Below are 23,226 nucleotides of genomic sequence, written 5' to 3'. Positions count from 1 at the left end.
GTGTGAGCCACTACCCTTTTATCCTTAATCAAAAAATATAAAATCAAAAATCAATATGCAACAATCTCTGGAATTTTTAACAGCGGAGGAATCTGCTCAAGTTGATGGGGCACTCCTAACTTCCAAAGACAAGTTTTCAACACGACTGGCCATTTATTCATTGAGGTGTCTGAAGCAAATAGCAGAAGAAACAGGTTTAGTTCCAGAAGAAATACCTTCAGAGCAAATAACTACTTGGATTCAAAAGGACGAGAATATTAAGGAACATTTAGATATAGATGCTAACTTTGAGAGCTTTTTTACAAGGTTAGTCATCTCCTCGTTACGTCCTTTAAAGGAGGTTTCTCAAGAATCTGGCGTACCACTTCAAGATTTGACAGTCCAACAGGTGGTTAAATGGTATGAGAAAGAAGGGATTCAATAATGAATAATTAATAATGAATAATTAATAATTACCTCTCCTTGAAAAGAAGAGGATTGACAAAGGGATGAAAATTTTTATTTATTATCCCCTATCCAAGGGGAGGCGCATACCCACAATTTTTCGGTAAGAGAGTTTAGGGAGTAGGAGAGTTAGGGAGAAAATTTCAACCTTTTTCCCCTATTCTCTAATTGAATCTTCTAACTTCTGACTCCTGTACATCGCCCATCTGACTATTACCCTACTTGAGGACTGCAGCCAAAAGCACATATTGCGTGGAAAGACAAAGATACGATCAGGGGTTCTATAGAAGTCAGGAGGAAAAGTTTTTCAGCGTTTTATGGGTAGTCTAGAACTCACTCAAATTATGGGTAAAATTATTTTTTCAAATGAAATTCGATTATATACTTAACTGTATAATAGGGCGAAAATCTAAGATTTATCTGAATTTCTCCCCTGCTCCCCTACTCCTCTATACCCCTGCTCCCCTAATCCCCTAGGCCGAAAATTCAGAGATTAAAAAAAATTTGCTTAGGGGGTTGACATTTCTGAAAAAGATATTTATAGTAATAAATGTAAGGAAAAGAAAGCGCCCAATACCTTAAATGGTTAAAGGCAAAAATAATTCAACTATATAATTATTAGCTTTTCCTGGTGTCTATGACGTAGTGGACCCACTCCGATCCATCCCGAACTCGGAAGTTAAACGCTATGGTGGCGAAGATACTCGGCGGGTAGCTGCCCGGTAAAATAGCGCGATGCCAGGTTAAATATAAACGAAGGTTCTCTCAACGATACGAGAGAACCTTCGTTTTTTGGTGAATTTGTTTAATTTATTTATAACGGGGTAGTCCTGCATGGTAATGGTGAACATATATATTTTATATTTTTTAATTTGTCCCACACTTTAATCTCCATCTCCCGCACTCCCCACACTCTCTCTACCATTGTTAGATTATGTCAATATTCGCCCAAATTTCTGGAGACAAAAGATTATATTTAACTACATAAGACTATATTTGTATTGAATGTTTATGATACTATCCTGAAGAGTAATCTTATTCCTCATTACTAAAACTATGAGCGATTTATCTGGAAAAAAAGTAGAATTTCCTGAATTTTATCGACAGACATATGGTTTATCCTATGCAGATGAAATAGCTACTATTAAATATGGCTATGCGATGTTGACTATTGCTGGAGCAGATGGAGAAGTTAGCGAAGCAGAAATGAATTGGTTGATAAATCATCAACGTTCTATAAATAAATGTGCCAGAAGAAATTATTGAGGCATACAAAGTATTTGACTATAAAAATGCTAACTTGGAAGAGTATGTTCCTGATCTTAACAGATGTGATGTGCCTTTTAGTGTTCCTAGGACATTAATTTTTGATGCCATTCAAATGTGTAGAGCAGATTCGGAATTCGCCACTCAAGAACAAATGGCAGTCAAAAAAGCAGCTAAACTTTTAGGAGTTCCTGATGATATTGTATTAGCTCTAAACCGTCTGGTGGATCAAGAAGAAAGCCTAAATGCTATGCGGAGAGCATTGCTGGAGACAGAGAAATTATAATTATAGTCGGAATTAATTCTAATATATCCTACTGAGAGCTTGGATTTACATAAAATTATTGATATTTCAGGTAAACCAACTCTCTTTAGACAAAACAATTAAACTTGTCATATCACAAAAAGTAATATTAGACAATTTATTAAAAGATTGGTTGCTAGAAGATATTGGCAGGGGCGATCGCACAACTTATGGCCTATTTGTAGGATATGAAGTATAGCAATGAGCGCTGGTATATTTACAAATTGCAGGAGGGGCTAAATAGCTAAAAGTCTTATATTATCAGCAATTTATTCCCCCTGTTGCCTTTTGCCAGATGAGCTGCGCACAGCGCTATAATTCTATAAATAGGCCATTGGTTAGTTTTCACACCAATTATTATCGCTTCTATACAAACCACGCTGTCTTGATGCAGTCGCTCATGGGGGAAACCCCCTTTGGCGGCGCTGCATCGCTTTATTCTTTTTCCTGACGGTTTCCAATCATTGGCCCGTAGGGTCGGTGCTTCCTTGCTCGGACTCAGGTTCCGAGCACCAGCACCGAGTTTTTCACCATAATTAGGTAGATTGTCACCATCTAAAGAAAGAAACGGGCAGACCGAACAGTTATTGTAGGTAATAATAGCACAGGAAAACTTTAGAAGTCTTGTCTAAACGACTTGCTTGTTTTCATCCCCCGGTTAAAACACGGGGGCTTTCAACATCGCTTTTCGGTAAAGGAAATAATAGGAGTCATCACAGGTTTAGCCATCGCAGCTAGGGTCTTTTAACTTCTGGTGCTAGAGGTATTGGGAAAATGATAGGTTTTAAGTTTCATAGCACCAGTTTCAAAAAAGAATACTACAAATACATCTCGAAAATATATGCTTAAAAATAACCGATTCAATTCATTTGAGTCAATCCTCTTCTTTTCAAGGAGGGGTAATAATTAATAATTAATAATTAATAATTAATAATTGTTGAAAATACCGATGCCACCAGACTTAATATTAGTATATTAGTCTTTTTTTCTTCTTCCTTCTTCCTTCTTTCTTCTTCCTTCTTCTACTTTGAAATAAAATGTACCCAGAAACTCCCATCTGGCATACAAACATTACGAATTAATCTATAAGAATAATGTAAATAAGCACCACTTAAGTCAGTACGATATCCAGTAGAAAACCATTCCCCGTATGGGTCATGGATAAATAATCCTTCATTATCAAAACCAACACCGACAATCAAATGACCAAAAGAAGTAAAATAACTGTGTATGGCCACAGGATTTCCTCCTACTAGCCAATCTTTAACTTCTTCAATAGTGGCATTAGTTTTAAAATTATCTCTACATCCATAATCTCTCACAATCCTAGCTAGATGATCTGGACTATGACGACTGTAACCTTGATTTAAAGCATATTCATAAAGTTCTTCTTCAAATTGACCATAATTAGACATTCGATTAGCCTGCAAAAACTCTAAACAGGAAGCGATAGAAGTAATATTACATAAACCTGTAGGATTATACCAATCATCTAGTTTTGATTTGTAGGGAACCTTAATTCTAACAGTATCTGGTTTAAGCTTGGGATGCACAACTTGATTATTTTCTAAAATTTCAATATGTTTTTCATGGATATACCAAACTCCTAAACTATTGTGCTTATTATTCCGAAAAGCAATTCGGAAGTGGTTTCTAACAGGAACATAAGCCAAAAGTTGAAACTCTTGATTGGCTAAGATATGGTGTTTTTCTGACTCAGTTAATTGAGAAGATTGAAGCGGTCTAGACTTAAGAATAGTATCTTTTTTAGTTTTGAGGATAATTGGGGCAGCCGGAATATTTGCTTCCTTGGCCTCGAATAACTTTTTCGTAGTTTTCTCGCCTAAATATCCAGCCTCACCACTTTTTTGATCCACTTGAAACCGATGAAGTGCTGCTGTAGTTAATGGGCCAAATATGCCATCTACTGGAGGGTTAAGCATATTTAGGTCCACAAGTATGGCCTGAATCTCGCGAGTCAGGTTTTCATCATCAGCGAGGGTTTTAACATCGTACTTAAGGTCTGTTCTCAGAAAGTCTTGGAGTTCCATGCTAAATTAATGATAACTAGGAAATAGCTAATCAGCAGCATAGTATACTCTGACTCTAGACTCAACTTGGAGATGGGACACTTTTGAGAAGCAGTTGGGTAGTCGGGAGCCAATAGTGGACATTTAATGGTGGCTCTGCGACTGCTAGAGTCACTATCATTCTTGTATCGCTCTCAAACAGAAGAATACATATTAACAGAACAAAGTCAACAATATCAAATCATCCCCAAAGCTCTGATGAGCTTATATAAGTATCCATTTGAGTTGTATTTAAAAGGAGAAGTAGAAACAGGAATCAGCAGTTGGATTAATCGTTCATCTCGAAGATGGGATACAGAAAACTCCTTACTCAGTGATTTATTGGATGGAGTATTAGTCATCCCCCTGCTACTAGAACTCAAGAAGCAAAACTTACTACATGAATCAAAGAAATTATTCAACACATTAAAAGATTCAGTCCAACAAGAATTATCTACACTATTCATCAATTTAGGATGGGCAGAAGAAAAAACAGAAGGGCTATATTTAACAGATATAGGTAGATTTATGAGTGACAGAGCCTTAAACGTAGGAACAACAGCATCTTATGCTCCTATGCTGTCACAGATGAAAGAATTGCTATTTGGAAATCCTCAGAAAGTATTTGAAAGAGACAATACAAAAAACGAAAGACATCTAGATAGAACATTAAATGTAGTAGCAAGTGGCTTTCAACACGAAAAGTTTTTTGCCGACACAGATGAAATAATTATATCTATATTTAACCAACAGCCAATAGAAGAGCAACCAAGCTATATAGTAGATATGGGTTGTGGGGATGGAACTTTACTTAAACGAATATATAAAATCATCAAACAATTTTGTGCTAGGGGAAAAGTCTTAACAGAATATCCTATCATCATGGTAGGAGCAGACTACAATCAAGAAGCATTAGATGTCACAGATAAAAATTTAGCAGAGATTCCCCATCTAGTGATTCCAGGAGATATAGGAGCACCAGAAAAATTATTAGAGCAACTAAAAGCACAAGGAATAGAGCCAGAAAAAGTATTACATATTCGTTCATTTCTAGACCATGACCGACCATTTATAGCTCCCCAAGACAGAGAAAAAGCAGAAGCACGGTCTCACTTAGATTATCAAGTAGTAGATGTAGATACTGAAGGCAAACTAATACCCCCTCACATAGCAGTACAAAGTTTAGTAGAACATCTAGAAAGATGGTCATCAATAGTAACTAGACATGGATTATTGCTTTTAGAAGTACACAGTTTAACACCAGGAATAGTTAAAAAATATTTAGATGAAAGTGAATCTCTACATTTTGATGCTTATCATGCTTTCTCAATGCAACATTTAGTAGAAGCAGATGTGTTCTTAATGGCAGCAGCAGAGGTAGGTTTATTTCCTAAGACCCAATTTTTCCGAAAATATCCTAGAGTATTTCCATTTACCCGGATCACGTTAAATAATTTTGAAAAGAGAAGCTACACAATTAGGCATCCACAACTAGAAGATATTTCAGCCTTAATGAATCTCGAGAAGCAATGCTGGGAGCCACATTTGCAATGTTCAAAGAGTTTAATAGAGCAACGAATTAAAGACTCACCCAAAAACCACTTAGTATTAGAAGTAGATAAAGAAGTAGTAGGGGTAATTTACACACAAAGGATAGAAAATATAGAAAGCCTCAAATCATCAAAATTTAAGAATTTAGGCTCTCTGAGGACACCAGATGGAGAAGTGCTGCAATTTTTGAATCTGAATATCCATCCTCAGATACAAGGAAGAGGATGGGCAGACGAGTTCCGAAAATTCACACTGCAATGGGCAGCCTTAAAGGGAGGTATAGAGGGGGTAGCGGGAGTAACTCGTTGCAAAGAATATCACAATCATTCTCAGATGTCAATGAGAGAATATATAGAAAAATGCAATGATACAGGAGAAGTATTAGACCCCATACTGAGGTTCCATGTAGAAGGAGGTGCATCAATAGTAGGTATTGTACCCAACTATAGGCCAGAGGATTTAGATAATCAAGGGAGTGGTGTACTGATTAAATATGAACTAAGCGAGCAATTAGAAGAGAAGAAAACAGAAGTAGAGTTCCCTATTCAAAAGGTGGAAGCAGAAAAAGTGAAGGATGTTTTAGTATTGATAGAGAACTCAATTAAAAAACTGCTTGGTAAAAAACGGAGTTCAGCTTTTTCATACAACCGACCAATCAGAGAGATGGGTTTAGACTCTTTAGATTTACTAGAACTCAGAAGCTTACTAGAAAAGGGTTTAGGCATAAAATTGGATTCAACAATATTCTTCGACTATAGCACAGCAGTAGCTCTAGGGGGATATTTTAATCAGCAATTGAATTTCCCTTCAACACCAGCTCAACAATTAGTAGTCAAAACAGATGAAAGCTCCCAGAAACTCAAGATTAATAGCCAAACTATTCCACAGGTAGAGCAGGCAGCTAATAGCAGCCAGGTGCTGCCTGAGTCAGGAGTAGCAATTATTGGTATGGCTTGCAGATTTCCTGGAGGAGTCAATAACCCGGAAGATTTTTGGCAGTTATTATCTGAGGGCAGAGACGCGATCGCACAAGTACCAAAAACTAGGTGGGATGTAGACAATTATTGTGTAGAGCTTAACGGAGCAGAGCTAAATGGAAGTCGGTTTGGTGGTTTTTTAGACCAGGTAGAGTATTTTGATGCCCCATTGTTTCATATGTCTCCACGAGAAGCGAGCGGTACAGATCCTCAGCATCGTATCTTACTGGAAGAAAGTTGGCAAGCGTTGGAAAGAGCAGGAATAGCTCCAGATTCATTAGTAGGTACACAGACAGGAGTGTTTGTAGGTATGATTTCTCATGACTATGAACTACTCATGGTCAAACAAAATCAACCGAATAAGTTGGGAGCTTATTTTAGCACAGGTAACTCATCATCAGTAGCAGCAGGTCGTCTAGCTTATTTTTTAGGAGTACAAGGGCCGACTCTGTGTGTGGACACTGCTTGTTCAAGTTCCTTAGTAGCACTACATCTAGCAACTCAAAGTTTGTTGAAGGGGGAATGTAATCTGGCTTTAGCTGCAGGAGTAAATCTGATGCTATCTCCAGAATTGAGTCTGACTTATTCCCAGGCAGGTATGCTTTCTCCCGATGGACGTTGCAAAACTTTTGACGCAGCAGCAAATGGTTATGTCCGGAGTGAGGGATGTGGGGTAGTGGTACTAAAGCCTCTGAGTTTAGCGATAGAAGATGGAGATAAAATTCTAGCGATTGTGAGGGGCAGTGCTATCAACCAGGATGGATCAAGTAATGGGTTGACCGCTCCTAATAGGCAAGCTCAGTCGGATTTGCTGAGAAAGGCTTTAGATGAAGCTGGAGTATCACCTGATGATGTGCAATATATAGAAGCACATGGCACTGGAACAGCTTTAGGAGACCCAGTGGAGTTGAAAGCCTTAGAAGCAGTGTATGGAGAAGGGCGAGAGTTAAATAATCCATTGATAGTGAGTTCAGTCAAGACAAATATTGGGCATACCGAAGCTGCTGCAGGTATGGCTGGATTAATGAAAGTAATTTTGTCAATGCAACATCAAAGGATTCCCCGTCACTTACATTTTCAGCAACTGAATCCAGAAATTAGACTGGATAAGATGCCCTTAGTGATTCCGACTGAGAACAGAGAATGGAGAATAGAGGAGGCTGTTAAGCCTCGGTTAGCAGGAGTGAGTTCATTTGGATTTAGTGGTACAAATGCTCATGTGATTGTGCAAGAAGCTCCAGTTGAAGTGAAAAACAATGAGACTCTGTATCGACCACAGGCACAAGGGAAAGCTGGGCTAGAAAGTCAAAATTCAAAAGTAGAACGGCCGATTCACATTCTTACCCTTTCAGCCAACTCAGAATCAGCTTTGCTAAAACTGAGGAGAAAGTATGCTAATTTCCTAGAGGAGAACTCTGGTTTGGCTTTGTCAGATGTGAGCTTTAGTGCCAATATAGGTAGAGCGCAGCTAAAGCATCGTTTGGCTGTGGTGGGAGAGTCTGTGGTAAAAATCGCAGAACAGTTACATGATTTTGAGTCTGGAATAGAGGGAATTGGTGGTCAAACCAAAGAAGAGGCGGTGAAAGTAGCCTTTCTGTTTACGGGGCAGGGTTCTCAATATCTAGGAATGGGGCGTCAGCTTTATGAGACACAACCCTTATTTCGCCAGGAGTTGGAAAGATGTGATACTTTGTTGAGAGGAAAATTAGAGCGATCGCTACTAGACGTGATTTTTGGAGATAGTGAGTCGTTATTGGCTGAGACTGCTTATACTCAACCTGCTCTGTTTGCCATAGAATATGCTTTGGCTAAGTTATGGGAATCCTGGGGAATAAAGCCAGATGTAGTCATGGGTCATAGTGTGGGTGAATATGTAGCAGCAACAGTAGCAGGAGTGTTTAGTCTAGAAGAGGGTCTAAAATTAATAGCGATGCGGGGACGGTTAATGCAGCAGTTACCTCCTGGTGGAGAGATGGTGTCAGTAATGGCCTCAGAATCTCAGGTGACAGAAGTCATAGGGGACTACAGTTCACAAGTGACAATAGCAGCTATAAATGGACCGGAAAGTATAGTAATTTCTGGTGAGAGTGAAGCCATAGTAACTATTTGCGGTAAGTTAGAGACCATAGGAGTAAAGACTAAGCGTTTAAAGGTTTCCCATGCTTTTCATTCCCCATTGATGGAACCGATATTAACAGAATTTGAAGTAGTAGCCAAAGAAGTAACCTATAATCAACCTAAAATACCACTTGTATCAAATTTAACTGGTCAAAAAGTGGGTGTGGAAATCACTAAAGCTGAATATTGGGTAAGTCATGTCCGACAACCAGTTAGGTTTGCCGATAGTATGAAAATTCTGTATGAGCAAGGATATGAAATGTTCTTGGAAATCGGACCAAAACCAATATTATTGGGCATGGGAAGGCAATGTTTGCCTGGGGATGTGGGTTTATGGTTGCCTTCTTTGCGTCCGCCAAAAGAAGATTTGCAGCAGATGTTTGAGAGTTTGGGGCAGTTATATGTGAAAGGGATCAAGATAGATTGGTTAGGGTTTCACAAAGATTATCCTGATCAGAAAGTAGTGTTGCCAACTTATCCATTCCAGAGGCAACGGTATTGGTTGGATATTCAAAATAATGGACTAAAACAAGTAGAAACTAAATCAATCAAAAACGATTATGCTCCAACAATTGATTCTTGGAGTGAAGAGAAAAGAACAAATTTAGAGCAAAACACCTTACTAATTCAGGAAAAAAATGAATTTATGCAAATGAAAATACCAACAGAAACATACAAACGCCGAGAGAAAATTGTAGCAGAAATTTGTCAAATTATAGCCAAGGAGTTAGGTTTTGAAGAATCATCACAAATAGATATTCATAATCAACTGTTGGAGTTGGGAGCTGATTCCCTGACTTTAATGGCAGCAGGAAGGAAGATAGAAAAAAACTATGGAATAAATATTACTATTCGCCAATTTTTTGAAGAATTAACAACGGTAGCTAATTTAGCCGAGTATATAGATAAAAATTTACCGCCAGAGTCCGATGAAAAAGAGACTGCTGAGAAGCGATCACCCATACCGCAATCAGTAAAAATTCCTTTGATACAACCACTTCCATCTCAGGAAAACTTAGCACCTGTAAAATCTGAAATGCCAAGAGCAACAACTGCTATTGAAAGAATTATGGAGCAGCAACTCCAGGTTATGTCTAAGCAGTTAGAAGTTTTGCAAGGCAACCAATATGTATTGAACAGTGAACAACAGGTATTAGATGATTATATTAACAAAAATCCACAACAAAAAGTCAATCAGATATTTAATAGAGAAAATTTTACTCCTACAGTAGAAGCAAAATCAAAATCTGTCCAATCATCTGGTAAACTTACACAAGAAAGTTCAACTGTTAGTTTTGATAAATTACCACCAAGGGATTATTTACGAACCCCAGTAGAAATTGAGCAGCAACTCAATTCAATTTTGCCAGAATTAATAGTTCAGGCAGATTTAGATAGTTACGGGGAAATACCAACTGAGTTAGAAAATTTAAGTGTAGATTATATAGTGCAGGCACTACAAGAAATTGGCTGGTCTTACCAACCAGGAGAAAGCTTTTCTACAGAATCAGCAGCCCAAAACTTAGGTGTAGTTAGTGACCAGCAGCGATTGTTCAAGCGTCTGTTAGAGATACTAGCAGAAGTAGGAATCTTGCGGTCAACCCCAAAGCAGTGGCAAATGGTGCAAACTCTAGAGGGAGCTAACCCAGAAGAGAAAAGTCAGAAGTTGTTGAGTCAATATCCCAATGCTCAAGCTGAACTTACCCTGCTTCATCGCTGCGCTTCTCAACTGAGCAGGGTACTGCAAGGGAAATTAAATCCAATACAACTGCTTTTTCCAGAAGGAGACTTAACTACCGCAACCAAACTCTATCAAGAATCTCCTCCTGCTCAGGTGATGAATAATATTATTCAAAAAGCGATCGCTACAGGTATAGAGCAGTTACCAGCAAATCATGGAGTAAGATTTTTGGAGATAGGCGCAGGTACTGGAGGAACTACAAGTTATATTTTGCCTCATCTCAATCCTAGCCAAACCGAATATGTATTTACGGATATAGGAGGATTTTTCAATGTCAGAGCTAAAGAAAAATTCAGAGATTATTCTTATGTGCTTTATCAAACTTTAGATATTGAGAAGAACCCAGCTAATCAAGGATTTGAGTCTCACAGTTACGATGTGATTATTGCTGCTAATGTGCTTCATGCTACTACTTCTATGAGTGAGACTTTATCCCATGTGCGACAACTATTAGCACCAGGGGGAATGTTAGTTTTGTGGGAAAAGACAACTCCTCAGAGATGGTTGGATTTAATCTTTGGGCTATTAGAAGGATGGCAAAAATTCAGCGATTTAGACTTACGCCCTAATTATCCCTTACTAAGTAAATCCAAGTGGGAGCAATTCCTAAGTAAAAATGGTTTTGCTGAAGTTGTCATTATTCCTGAGATTGAGGGAACATCAACAGCTTTATCTAAAGAAGCAGTGATTATTGCTCAAGCAGACTCGAAAAATAAGACAAAAGAAAGAATATATCCGACAACTTCTCCCAGCAAAGTATCTTTGAGCGAACAGCAAAAGAGTTACTTAGAGAAATTTATTTCTACTTATACTAGGAAAACTCAAAAATCTAAGCAAAGAGCCTTAGATTGTCGCTCAGTTATGGCCGATAAAAGATCGGCAGTAGGGTTTCGTATTGAACTCAAAGAGATGAAATATCCTATTATTGGAGAGTCTTCTAAAGGGTCTAGGATGTGGGATATTGATGGTAATGAATACATAGATATTTGCATGGGGTTTGGCGTACATCTGTTTGGTCATCAACCACAGTTTATTATTGAAGCTCTACAAAATCAGTTAAAGCAAGGAATTCAAATTGATCCACAAGCTAAACTGGCAGGGGAAGTAGCACAATTAATTCACGAACTAACAGGTATGGAACGAGTTGCATTCTGTAATTCTGGCACAGAATCAGTGATGACTGCATTGCGTTTAGCAAGACTAGCTACCGGTCGTGACAAAATTGTGATTTTTGATGATTCTTATCACGGTCAATTTGATGGTGTTTTAGCTATGGCAGCAGCCAATGAGGAGATAAAATCTAGCCCTGTGCTGCCAGGGATACTGCAACGTATGGTTGATGACGTTATAGTTCTTACTTACGGTACAGCTAAATCTCTAGAAATTATTAAAACTTATGCCCATGAATTAGCTGCTGTTATAGTTGAACCCGTGCAAACTCGCCGAATAGATTTACAGCCAAAAGAATTTTTGCAACAACTGAGACAATTTACTAAAAAAGCTAATATTCCCCTAATTTTTGATGAAGTAGTGACTGGTTTTCGTGTTCATCAGAAGGGTTCCCAAGGTTGGTTTGGCATTGATGCAGACATTGTTACCTACGGTAAGTGTGTGGGTGGTGGAACACCAATTGGAATAATTGCTGGTAAAGCAGTTTATATGAATGGCATTGATGGTGGTTATTGGAACTATGGAGATGACTCTTATCCTCAAAAACTACAGACATTTTTCGCTGGCACTTTTAACAAAAATCCCTTGAGTATGTCTGCGGCGCGAGCAGTTATGCAACATTTAAAGACTCAAGGATTAGCATTACAAGAAAATCTAAATCAACGTACTTCAAAGTTAATAACATCACTAAATGCTTATTTTGAACAAGAAGATGTACCAATTAAAATGGTGAATTTTGGCTCTGTATTTAGGTTTGTTCCATCTGGTAATTATAGCTATAAATCTCAACCAATAGGATTGGATCTACTGTTCTATAAACTAATTGAAAAGGGTGTTTATATGTGGGAAGGAAGAAATGGACCAGCTTGTTTTATTTCCACAGCTCATACAGATGAAGATATTGATTATATTATTTATGCTGTAAAAGAAAGCATATCAGAAATGCGTGATGGTGGTTTTTTCCAAAAAAAGAATCAGCAAATTTCCCAAATTAATGTCAAACAAACTGAGCGAGTGAGAGGTGCATTATGAAGAATTTAGTTGAGTTTTTACAAGATATTCATCATCAAGGTTGGCAACTTTGGAGTGAAAATGGACAACTATTCTATGATGCTCCCAAAGACAAGTTAACAGACTCAATATTAGCGACATTAAAGCAACATAAAACAGAGATTTTACAGTTGCTCCCCCAAATTGAATTTCAGGAAACTCCAAGGTTGCAGCCAGTAATTGTTCCTCTGACTGAAGCTCAAAAACAATTTTGGTTTTTAGACCAGGTTGATGAGAATAGTAAACAAGCTTATATTGACCAAGTGTGTCTACAGTTGGAGGGAATATTTAATATCAATGCAATGGAGCAAGCAATCAAAAAGATTGTAGAACGTCATGAAGCTCTAAGGACAAGAATATCTTCTGAGGGAGATTTTCAGGAAGTTTTACCGGAGGTAAAAATCGAGGTTCCCTTGATTAATTTCTCAGACTTGTCAGTTAGCGATCGCGAGGCTCAAGTTACAGAATGGCTGGAGGGAGAAATTCAAAAACCATTTAATCTTGAGGAAGCTCCTCTATGGCGAGTTTATATTCTGAAATTAGAAGAGAAACTGCATCGGCTAGTTTTAAGAATTCATCATATTATTAATGATGGTTTGTCCATAGAAATAATTCTCCAGGAAATAGCAGCTTTTTACTCAGCCCAATGTGAAGAGAAAGTCTGCCAATTAGAAAAACCGATGCAATTTAGAGAATATATAGAGTGGCAAAATCAAATTAGCCAGACAGAGGAAATGGCTGGTAGCGAACTATACTGGTTAAATAAATTTTCTGGTTCAATTCCAGTTCTGGATTTGCCTAGGGATCGCCAACGTCCACCAATAATGACTTATAGGGGTAGTAGACAAACTCTCAAGTTAGATGGTAAGTTGCTTGAACAAATAAAAAAAGTTAGTAAGCAGAAAGGTTGTACCCTGTTTATGTCCCTTCTGGCAATCTATAAAATTTTCTTAAGTAAACTTACAGGCGATATAGATATAGTAGTAGGTACTCCAGCAAGAGGGCGTGGTTTGGCAGGAAGTGAAAATATGATAGGTTACTGCAATAATGTGTTGCCCATTAGGAGTAATATTGATGAGTCTCTGACTTTTTCAGAATTTTTAATCAAAATCAGGGGAATTTTACTAGAGGATTATCAAAATCAAGACTATCCATTTCCGCAATTATTGAGTAAACTTAATCTTGAGAGAGACCTAAGTAGACCGATTTTAGTATCAACATTATTTAACCTAGACCGCATGAGAAGTAGGCCAAATCTATATGGATTGAAAACTAAGTTGATACCAATTCCTAAAAAGTTTGTTCCCTACGATATGGTTCTGGATATTACAGAAACAGAAGATGAATTGTTGTTCAATTTAGATTATAATCAGGCTTTATTTGAAGATGCGACGATTAAGCGTTGGTTAGGTCATGTCCAAACATTGTTAGAAGAGATTGCAACTAATCCAGAACAAAGAGTAGCTCAATTACCATTGTTAACGGTAGCAGCACAACAGCAGCTATTAGAAATAAGTCAAAACTCAGACAATAACAATTGTATTTCTCCATTGTGGTCAGATAACTTACCTTTTTATGTCCTGGATGGTAAAAAACAACTAACTCCGGTTGGTGTAGATGGAGAAATATATATAGCTGCATCGGAGGGACTTGTAAATTCTTGTGATATCTACGAACATCCCCAACTAGGTCTAATAAGAACAACCCAACAGTGGGGTAGGAGATTACCAAATGGTTTCCTGGAATGGAAGGGTAATATTCATAAGTTAGTAAGAGTAAAAGGGAAGCGAATTAATCTTGAAGAAATTGAAATTGCTTTACGATCGCATCCAGAAGTAAAAGACTGCCATGTATTAGTAAGAGAGGAACAGCTAGTAGCTTATCTAGAAGTATCAAAAGCTTTATCCACAGAATCAATTCTGGCTCAACTAAAATTACAGTTACCAAGGAATATGCAGCCGGATGATTATGTACAGGTATCAGCATTACCCCTAACAGCATCAGGGCAAATAGACGAAAAAACTTTAGCAAGTTTGGAAGTAATAGATTCCCAGTTAAGAGACAAATGGGAAGAAAAAGTAACCTCTCATCCACAAATAGAAAAAGCAGCAGTAGTGGTATTGCCGAAGCCAAGCCAAGTAATACCACCACTTCATATATTAGATTTACTTCCTGAAGAAAAAATAAAAGTAAACTCCTCAGCTACAATAAACAAAGTTTCATCTGAAGTAAAAGTAACATCTCAACCAGAACACCAAGGAACAGATATATCTGCTTTCATTGATGGAGGTCAATTAACAATTCCAGAAGATGCAGTTTTAACCTTAACTGAAGCTCTAATTCAAACAGCAACTCAATATCAACACAAAGAAATAGTCTATATCCTCTCCGATAAACAACAAGTATCTCAAACTTATAGTAGTTTGTTGACAGAAGCAAAATGTATATTGAACGGTTTGCATAACCAAGGTTTAAAAGCAGGAGACAGAATCATACTGCAAATTGAATGCCTGCGAAACTATTTTTCTGCACTCTGGGGATGTATTCTAGGTGGAATTCAACCAGTCACCGTAGCTGTAGCCAAAACTTATCAACAACAAAATGCTGTAGTCAAAAAATTATACAATACCTGGGAACTACTAGAACATCCAGCAATATTAGCCAGTGAATCTCTTCTGGAACAACTGCAAAATCTGCCAGAAATACTACCAATGTCAGGAGTACAGGTTTTGTCGGTACAAAAGATGAGAAATTATCCAGCTACCCAAGAAATTTACCATAGTCAGCCTGATGATGTGGCTTTCTTACAATTAACTTCAGGTAGCACAGGAGTACCAAAATGCATTCAAGAAACTCATCAAGGAATTATCACTCATATTCATGCAGCTCAACAATTTAATGGATATCAAGCAGAAGATATTTCTCTGAATTGGTTGCCAGTAGATCATGTAGTTCCCATTCTTACCAGTCACTTCAAAAATACTTATCTAGGGTGTCAGCAAATAGAAGTGGCAACAGATGTGGTGTTAGCAAATCCGACTATTTGGTTAGATTTAATAGAAAAATATCGAGTTTCCCATACCTGGACGCCAAATTTTGGATTCAAGTTAGTAAGTGATACGATCTCAAAAGTACCTCATTTAAGTTGGGATTTGTCTTCAGTGAAATTCTTTATGAATGCAGGAGAACAAGTAACTCCCAAAGTAGTTCGAGAATTTTTAAAATCAGTGGCTTCATTTGGAGTACCTTCTCAAGCAATGCAGCCAGCTTTTGGCATGGCAGAAGTCTGTACCTGTATGACTTACCAAAATCAGTTTGATTGTGAATCAGGCATCCATCCCATCCGAAAATCATCCATTGGGGGAAAGTTGGTTAAAGGGGAAGCAACTGATACAGATGTAATAGAATTCATAGATTTAGGGAGTCCTGTACCAGGAGTTCAAATTCGTATTACTGATGAGAACAATAAACTATTACCAGAAGGTGTGATTGGTCGATTCCAAATCAAAGGAAAAGTAGTAACTCCAGGTTACCTAAATAATCCTCAAGCAAATTTGGAAGCTTTTGTCGGAGATGGCTGGTTTAATAGTGGAGATTTGGGTTTTATCCTGGATGGAAAACTGGTATTAACAGGTCGAGAAAAAGAGTTAATTATTATCAATGGAGTTAACTATTATTGCTACGAAATTGAGGATATAGTTAATAATGTAGAGGGAGTAGAACCAACTTTTGCAGGAGCAATAAGTTTTTATCAACAAGAAACTGGTACAGAAGGATTATCGATTTTCTTCACGCCAAAACAGCCGAAACTAGAAGATAATATAGAATTAATCAAAACAATTCGGGGAGAAATATCATCTCAAATAGGAATTGCTCCTGTTCATATAATACCGATATCTACAGCGGAATTTCCCAAGACAACAAGTGGTAAAATTCAACGTGGAAGACTGAAAAAGATGCTCTTGGATAAGGAATACCAAGAAACGATCAAAAAAATTGATATTTTACTAGAGAATAATAAGACAATACCAAACTGGTTTTACTGCCAAAATTGGCGACAGAAAGAAGCTAGTATTTTTCCTATTCAGACTCAAATAGGTATAACTTTAATCTTTACTGATAACTTAGGATTAGGAAGTTTTTTGTCGGAAAAATTAGAACAGTGTAATCAAAAAACGGTTTTAGTTTCTTTGGGTTCAGAATATGTTCAATTTAGCGATCGCAACTATACTATTGCTCCAGAAAACTTCAAAAATTATCAACAATTATTTGAGTCTATAGCAGTTACAAAAATACCTATTAGTAGGATATTACATATAAGTAATTATCAAGAGTACACCGGAGAAATTAACAGTATAGAAAGTCTAGAAAAATCCTATAACCAAGGAATTTATAGTTTATTATATTTAATTCAAGAACTAGAAAAAATTCAAGGCAGCGAACATCAGGTACAGTTAGTATATGTTAGCAGTCATAGTCATTCAGTCTTACCAACAGATAAAATAGCTTATGAAAAATCCACAGTCTTAGGCTTACTGAAAAGTATACCCCAGGAAATACCATGGTTAAGGTGTCGTCACATTGATTTACCTGTAGCAGCGGTGAAGATAAATGGTAGTTACTTATGGCAAGAATTGCTTGATGTTTCTCCAGCAGCAGAAGTAGCATACCGAGAAGGAAAACGCTTTGTGTCTGGTATAGAACCAGTGAATTTGGCAGCAAAACTCCGAAAACAATTACCTTTTAAGCAAGGTGGTATTTATCTGCTGAGTGGAGGTTTAGGAGGAATAGGTAGAGAAGTTGCCAAATATCTGTTAGAGCATTACCAAGCAAAAGTAATCTTAGTGGGTAGAACCCCCCTACCAGATAAAAATATTCTGGCAGCAACAGCAACAGGGGATAGGATTTCAGAAAAAATTCAGGCATATCAAAAATTACAGCAGTTAGGGACACTCACTTATCAAGCTGTAGATATCTGTAATTTATCTCAGTTGCAACAGATAGTAACTGAAGCGCTATCAAAATGGGGAGGCAAGTTAGATGGAGTAATTCATTTAGCTGGAGTTTTAGAGGAGCAACTGCTATTGGCAGAAACCCAAGCAACTGTAGCAAAAGTATTGCGACCGAAAGTATTGGGTAGTTGGGTATTGCATCAATTGCTCAAAGAGAATGACGATGCTTTATTCATCCATTTTGCTTCAGTGAATGGTTTCTTTGGGGGAGCAAGTGTGGGTGCTTATGCCGCAGCTCATAGTTTTCAAACATCTTTCTGTGATTATCAAAGAACTCATAGTAATCTACAAAGCTATTGCTTGGCATGGAGTATGTGGGATGAGACGGGTATGAGTCAAGGTTATCAAATGAAAGAACTCAGTCGTGCCAAGGGTTACTATGGAATTTCACCATTACAAGGGATGTATTCTTTGTTAGCTGCTTTAGGTCATGGTGAGAATCATCTTATGGTAGGTTTGGATGGTAGTAAACCTCTGATTAAAAACTATTGTGGGGAATGTGAAAATTTACAACAGTTGACGGGATATTTGACAACAGTTAATAAAACTGATGAATGGGCTAAAATTTTGCTACCAGAGTGGCAGGTGCGTGATCGCTTTGGTCAATTGACTCATTGCCAGTGGGTGCAACTGGAACAAATGCCAGAAACTGAGACTGGAGAAATAGATCGAGGCAGGTTGCTAGGTAGTGGCAGTTCTAGTGATCGCCAACAGACTCAACCCAGAAATCAAACGGAGCGTCAGCTTGTGGCTATTTTTCAGGAAGTTTTGAGCATCTCTAGTGTGGGTATTCACGATAACTTCTTTGAGTTGAGGGGTGACTCTATGAAGATGACTCAAGTAGTTTTCCAAGTGCGAGAAACTTTGAATGTGAAGTTACCTTTAGGCAAATTGTTTGAAAATCCAACTGTTGCTGAGTTAAGCACTGAAATAGAGGCTAACCGCAATAGTCCATTGTCTTTAGCTAAACAACTACAAACTGTTTCTAACGATCAAGAAAAATGGGAGGAAATTGAGCTTTGAAAACACTAGAGAATTTTTTATCAGAACTGGTTAATCAAGATGTTAAGCTCTGGGTTGAGGATGGGAGATTACGTTGTAAGGCTCCAGAGGGAGTTTTGACATCAGAACTACGTACTCAACTAACCGAGCGTAAGCAAGAAATTATCACTTTTTTACAACAAGCTAATTTAGATGATGATGAACTTCCACTCAAACCTATAGAGCGAAGCGGTAATTTTCCCACATTATCATTTGCCCAGCAACGATTGTGGATTTTAGAACAATTTGGCATAGTCAGCAACGCCTACAATATGCCATTAACGTTGCATCTAAGAGGTGAACTACAGCTAGAAGCTCTAAAGCGGAGTCTTAACCAGCTAATAGTTCGTCACGAAACTCTCAGAACTACATTTAAGGAAATTAATGATGCTCCCGTACAAGTAATCCATTCTTCTTATGAACTAGAACTGCCAATAGTAGACTTGAGTGGGTTGACATCATCTCCACAGAACACTAAACTCCTACAGTTACTTCAACAGGAAAATCAGCAGCAGTTTAATATAGAACAAGACCCGCCAATACGAGCAAAGATTTTCAAGCTTGGTAAAAACGAACATATCCTGGTAGTAATATTACATCATATTGCTGCAGATGGTTGGTCGATGAAAGTATTTGCAGAAGAACTTGCAGCTTGTTATCAAGCTCTAGTCACAGACCAACAATTAGCATTGCAAGAACTACCAGTGCAATATGCTGACTTCGCTATTTGGCAACGAAACTGGTTGCAAGGGTCAGCTATGCAAACACAACTAGACTATTGGAAGCAAAAACTCAGAGATATCCCTCAACTGCAACTACCAACAGATTATCCCCGACCTGCGAGACAAACATTTCGGGGTGAGGAGCAAATATTCAACTTATCAGCAAAACTGACAGCAAAATTAAACGAACTTAGTCAGCAGCAAGGCGTGACTCCATTTATAACTTTGTTGGCAGCTTTTCAAGTGTTACTATATCGTTATAGTGGTCAGGAAAAGATAGTAGTTGGTTCGCCGATCGCCAACCGTACCCGCCAAGAAATTCAGGGGTTGATTGGTTTTTTTGTTAATTCTCTAGTGATGTACACAAACCTTGAGGGAGAACCTAGTTTCCTAGAAGTATTGAATAGAGTTCGGCAGACAGCAATAGAAGCTTATAGTCACCAAGATATACCCTTTGAGAAATTGGTAGAGGAATTGCAACCAGAGCGTTCTTTGCAGCATAATCCTCTATTTCAAGTGATGTTTGGGTTTCAGCAAGCTGAGGCATTGGTATCAAGCTTTAGCCTGCCAAACTTAGAAATGAGTTTATATCCAATGGCTGGAGTTGAGAAGACAGTACGGATGGATTTGGAGTTACATCTGTGGCAGGAAGAAGAACAATTAAAGGTATGGTGTACATATAACCGAGACTTATTTAAGGCAGATACAATTAAAGGTATGCTGTCACACTATCAAACATTATTGGAGGAAATAGTTAAGGAACCAGAACAACCCATTAGCTTACTGTTATTACTCACCGTCAAAGAACAACAACAGTTACTAGTAGAATGGAACAATACAAAAACAGACTATCCTCGCGACAAATGTATCCATGAATTATTAACAGCTCAGGTAGAAAAAACACCTTCAGCAGTAGCAGTAGAATTTGAAGGAAAACAGCTAACATACTCTCAATTAGATAGCAAAGCCAACCAACTAGCTCACCACTTGCAACAGTTGGGAGTAAAACCAGACGTGCTAGTAGGCATTTGTATCCAGCGTTCACTAGAGATGGTAATCAGTTTATTAGCGATACTCAAAGCAGGAGGAGCTTATGTGCCATTAGACCCCAGCTATCCAGCAGAACGTTTAGCTTATATGCTAGGGGATGCCAAAGTATCCATTTTGCTAACTCAAGAATCATTAGTGAAATCTTTACCAGAACATCCATGTAAAATCATCTGTGTCGATAGTGATTGGAATCAAAACACAGATTGTGGCACAAGAGAATTGAGCAATGAAGTCAAACCTTCAAACCTAGGCTACGTAATATATACCTCTGGTTCCACAGGAAAACCAAAAGGAGTAGCCATGGGTCAACAAGCTTTAGTGAACCTGATACAGTGGCAACAGCAGACAGCCATGGTCGGTCCAACAGAGAAAACCCTACAATTTGCACCGATAAGTTTTGATGTATCCTTCCAAGAAATTTTCTCCACTTGGTGTTCAGGTGGGACTCTAGTATTAGTATCTTCAGAAATCAGGCGCGACCCAGTAGCTTTAATAGAATTTCTCAGGGACAATAGGGTAGACAGGTTATTTGTACCATTCGTGGCTTTACAGCAGTTAGCCACAGTAGGAGTTCAAAGCCAAAATTTACCACAACTCAAAGAAATAATCACAGCAGGAGAACAATTGCAGTTAACTCCAGACATAATAGAGTTGATGGTGCGACTGCCCAAGTGTAGATTACAAAATCAATATGGACCGTCAGAAAGCCATGTAGTGTCTGCCTACACAGTACCAGAAGATATAGCTAGTTGTGCCAAACTACCACCGATAGGTAGGCCAATAGCTAACGCAGAACTGTATATCCTGAGTAGAGAGCTACAACCAGTGCCGATAGGGGTAAGTGGAGAACTATACATAGGAGGACGTGCTCTTGCCAATGGCTATCTAAACCGGGAGGAATTGACAGGGGAAAAATTTATACCTCATCCGTGGAAGAAAGAAGGGGAAGAGAGACTGTATAAAACAGGAGATTTAGGACGTTATCAAGCAGATGGAAACATAGAATTTTTAGGTCGCATAGACCAGCAAGTAAAAGTGCGAGGATACCGGATAGAAACAGGAGAAATAGAAGCAGTTATCAATTTATACCCAGGGGTGAAAGAAGTTGTAGTCGTGGCCAGGGAGGACAACCCTGGTGACAAACGTTTAGTTGCCTATTTTGTTAGTAAGGAAAAGTCGTTTGATACTAGCAAGCTACGCCAATTTTTACAAGATAAATTCCCAGAGTATATGGTGCCATCTGCTTTTGTGATATTAGATGCTATACCCCTAAATTCTAATGGTAAGGTAGACCGCAATGCTTTACCTAAACCCGAGCGGACATTGCTTCAAGCGGAAGAATTTGTTGCTCCCCGTACCCCTATAGAAAATACTTTAGCTTTAATTTGGCAAGATATTCTTAACATTAAACAGGTGAGCATCCAGGATAATTTCTTTGATCTTGGAGGTCATTCCATTTTAGCTGTTCGTTTAATGGCTAACATTGAAAAGTATTTTGGCAAAAATTTACCCCTAGTCACCCTATTCAAAGCTCCGACAATCGAACAACTTGCAAATATTCTCGACCGCTCAGTAGATTCTGATACCTGGTCTACTGTTGTACCTATTCAACCTCTTGGGTCTAAGCCTCCTTTATTTTTAGTGCCTGGAGGTGGAGGCAACGTCATTTACTATTCTCACTTAGCTCGATATTTTAGTTCAGACCAACCGTTCTATGGTTTGCAATCCATTGGACTTGATGGAGAATCAGAACCTTACACACGAGTTGAGGACATCGCTGCTCACAATATTAGAGAAATACAATTAATTCAGCCTCAAGGTCCCTATTTTTTGGGAGGGCATTCTTTCGGTGGTAAGGTTGCTTTTGAAATGGCTCAACAGTTAAAAAAAACAGGGTCAAGAAGTAGCTCTATTAGCAATTATAGATACTCTTGCACCATTGGATGACAAGAGTCAAGCAAATCTTTTTGAAGACAGTAACAACGCTCTATGGCTAACTATGATTTCTATTTTACTAGGTTTGTTCCTGAAGAAGAATCTAGTCGGGGAAGACGCAGAAGCATACTATAAAGCACTGGAACCACTGACTCCAGATGAACAGTTTAACTACGTTTACGATCGCCTGCAAAAAATGCATATTTTCCCTCCTGGATATGGAATTAAGCAACTCCGTGGTTATATTCGTGTTATGAAGGCACATTTTACCTGTTTTTATTTTCCAGAGGAAATTTATCCCGTTCAAGTTACTCTGTTTTGCTCTAAAAATAGAATCAATAGAGAAAATCACAAATTTTATTCAGACTCAACGAAACTTGCTACTTTGGTATCTAAATGTCTAACTGGTAATGATATTTTGGAACCATCTTTTTACCCTCAAAGTATGAGTGAGCTAGATTTAGGATGGAGTTCATTTTCTACTAAACCCGTCGATATTTATGAGATTCCAGGAGATCATGTATCAATGATCACTGAGCCGAACGTTGGGGTTTTAGCCGAAAAACTAATAGCCTGCATCGAAAAAAATACAGGTGTTGCTTAACCTGTTTTAGTTTGAGGCGATCGCCTGGTTGCCATTTTAGAGTATTGCATACTTCTGGGGGAATGACTATTTGATCTTCTTCTCCAAGTTTGGTTGTTGTCATTAGGTTGGTTTGGGTATGTTTGAGTAAGGATTAGATTTGATCATACCTGAGGCTTTAGTGTCAAAGACC

9 protein-coding genes and 1 rRNA gene are annotated in these 23,226 nt (G+C 38.1%); 9 read left to right on the top strand and 1 reads right to left on the bottom strand.

Features of this window, described 5'->3' with window-relative positions; all coding sequences use genetic code 11:
- Positions 1–55 precede the first annotated feature (55 nt).
- From F6K23_RS24860 to F6K23_RS24840, 5 genes are all read left to right on the top strand, one after another.
- The gene (locus F6K23_RS24860; RefSeq protein WP_293160779.1) at positions 56–424 is read left to right on the top strand and encodes a hypothetical protein; all 369 of its coding nucleotides are present in this window, start codon (positions 56–58) and stop codon (positions 422–424) included.
- A gap of 647 nt (positions 425–1,071) precedes the next feature.
- Positions 1,072–1,188, top strand: a 5S ribosomal RNA gene (gene rrf / locus F6K23_RS24855).
- Between the two features lie 312 nt (positions 1,189–1,500).
- Complete coding sequence (locus F6K23_RS24850; RefSeq protein WP_293160777.1) at positions 1,501–1,710, top strand: hypothetical protein; 210 nt, start codon at positions 1,501–1,503, stop codon at positions 1,708–1,710.
- Positions 1,691–1,996: a hypothetical protein gene (locus F6K23_RS24845; protein ID WP_293160775.1), complete on the top strand. Its 306-nt coding sequence runs from the start codon at positions 1,691–1,693 to the stop codon at positions 1,994–1,996. Before F6K23_RS24850 ends, F6K23_RS24845 begins: the two co-directional genes overlap by 20 nt.
- A 58-nt stretch (positions 1,997–2,054) precedes the next feature.
- A complete protein-coding gene (locus tag F6K23_RS24840; RefSeq protein WP_293160773.1) occupies positions 2,055–2,213 on the top strand; it encodes a hypothetical protein in 159 nt (52 codons plus the stop codon).
- 823 nt (positions 2,214–3,036) lie between these two features.
- Here the strand turns inward: F6K23_RS24840 and F6K23_RS24835 are convergent.
- Complete coding sequence (locus F6K23_RS24835) at positions 3,037–4,065, bottom strand: C39 family peptidase (protein ID WP_293160771.1); 1,029 nt, start codon at positions 4,063–4,065, stop codon at positions 3,037–3,039.
- Positions 4,066–4,191: 126 nt separating this feature from the next.
- Between F6K23_RS24835 and F6K23_RS24830 the strand changes: the two genes are divergently transcribed.
- From F6K23_RS24830 to F6K23_RS24815, 4 genes are read left to right on the top strand one after another with little or no spacing between them, the layout of a single operon-like run.
- On the top strand, positions 4,192–12,672 hold the full coding sequence (locus F6K23_RS24830) for a type I polyketide synthase (protein ID WP_293160769.1): 8,481 nt from the start codon (positions 4,192–4,194) through the stop codon (positions 12,670–12,672).
- Positions 12,669–18,725, top strand: a complete 6,057-nt coding sequence (locus F6K23_RS24825; RefSeq protein WP_293160767.1) for an SDR family NAD(P)-dependent oxidoreductase — start codon at positions 12,669–12,671, stop codon at positions 18,723–18,725. The genes F6K23_RS24830 and F6K23_RS24825 overlap by 4 nt, the downstream gene beginning before the upstream one ends.
- A complete protein-coding gene (locus F6K23_RS24820; protein WP_293160765.1) occupies positions 18,722–22,462 on the top strand; it encodes an amino acid adenylation domain-containing protein in 3,741 nt (1,246 codons plus the stop codon). The genes F6K23_RS24825 and F6K23_RS24820 overlap by 4 nt, the downstream gene beginning before the upstream one ends.
- The gene (locus F6K23_RS24815; protein ID WP_293160763.1) at positions 22,455–23,054 is read left to right on the top strand and encodes a hypothetical protein; all 600 of its coding nucleotides are present in this window, start codon (positions 22,455–22,457) and stop codon (positions 23,052–23,054) included. The genes F6K23_RS24820 and F6K23_RS24815 overlap by 8 nt, the downstream gene beginning before the upstream one ends.
- The last annotated feature ends 172 nt before the right edge of the window (positions 23,055–23,226 follow it).

The organism is Okeania sp. SIO2C9 (genome assembly GCF_010672455.1).
GTDB lineage: Bacteria > Cyanobacteriota > Cyanobacteriia > Cyanobacteriales > Microcoleaceae > Okeania.
The sequence above is the reverse complement of the archived record's forward strand: the minus strand, read 5'-3'. Positions and strand labels throughout refer to the sequence as shown.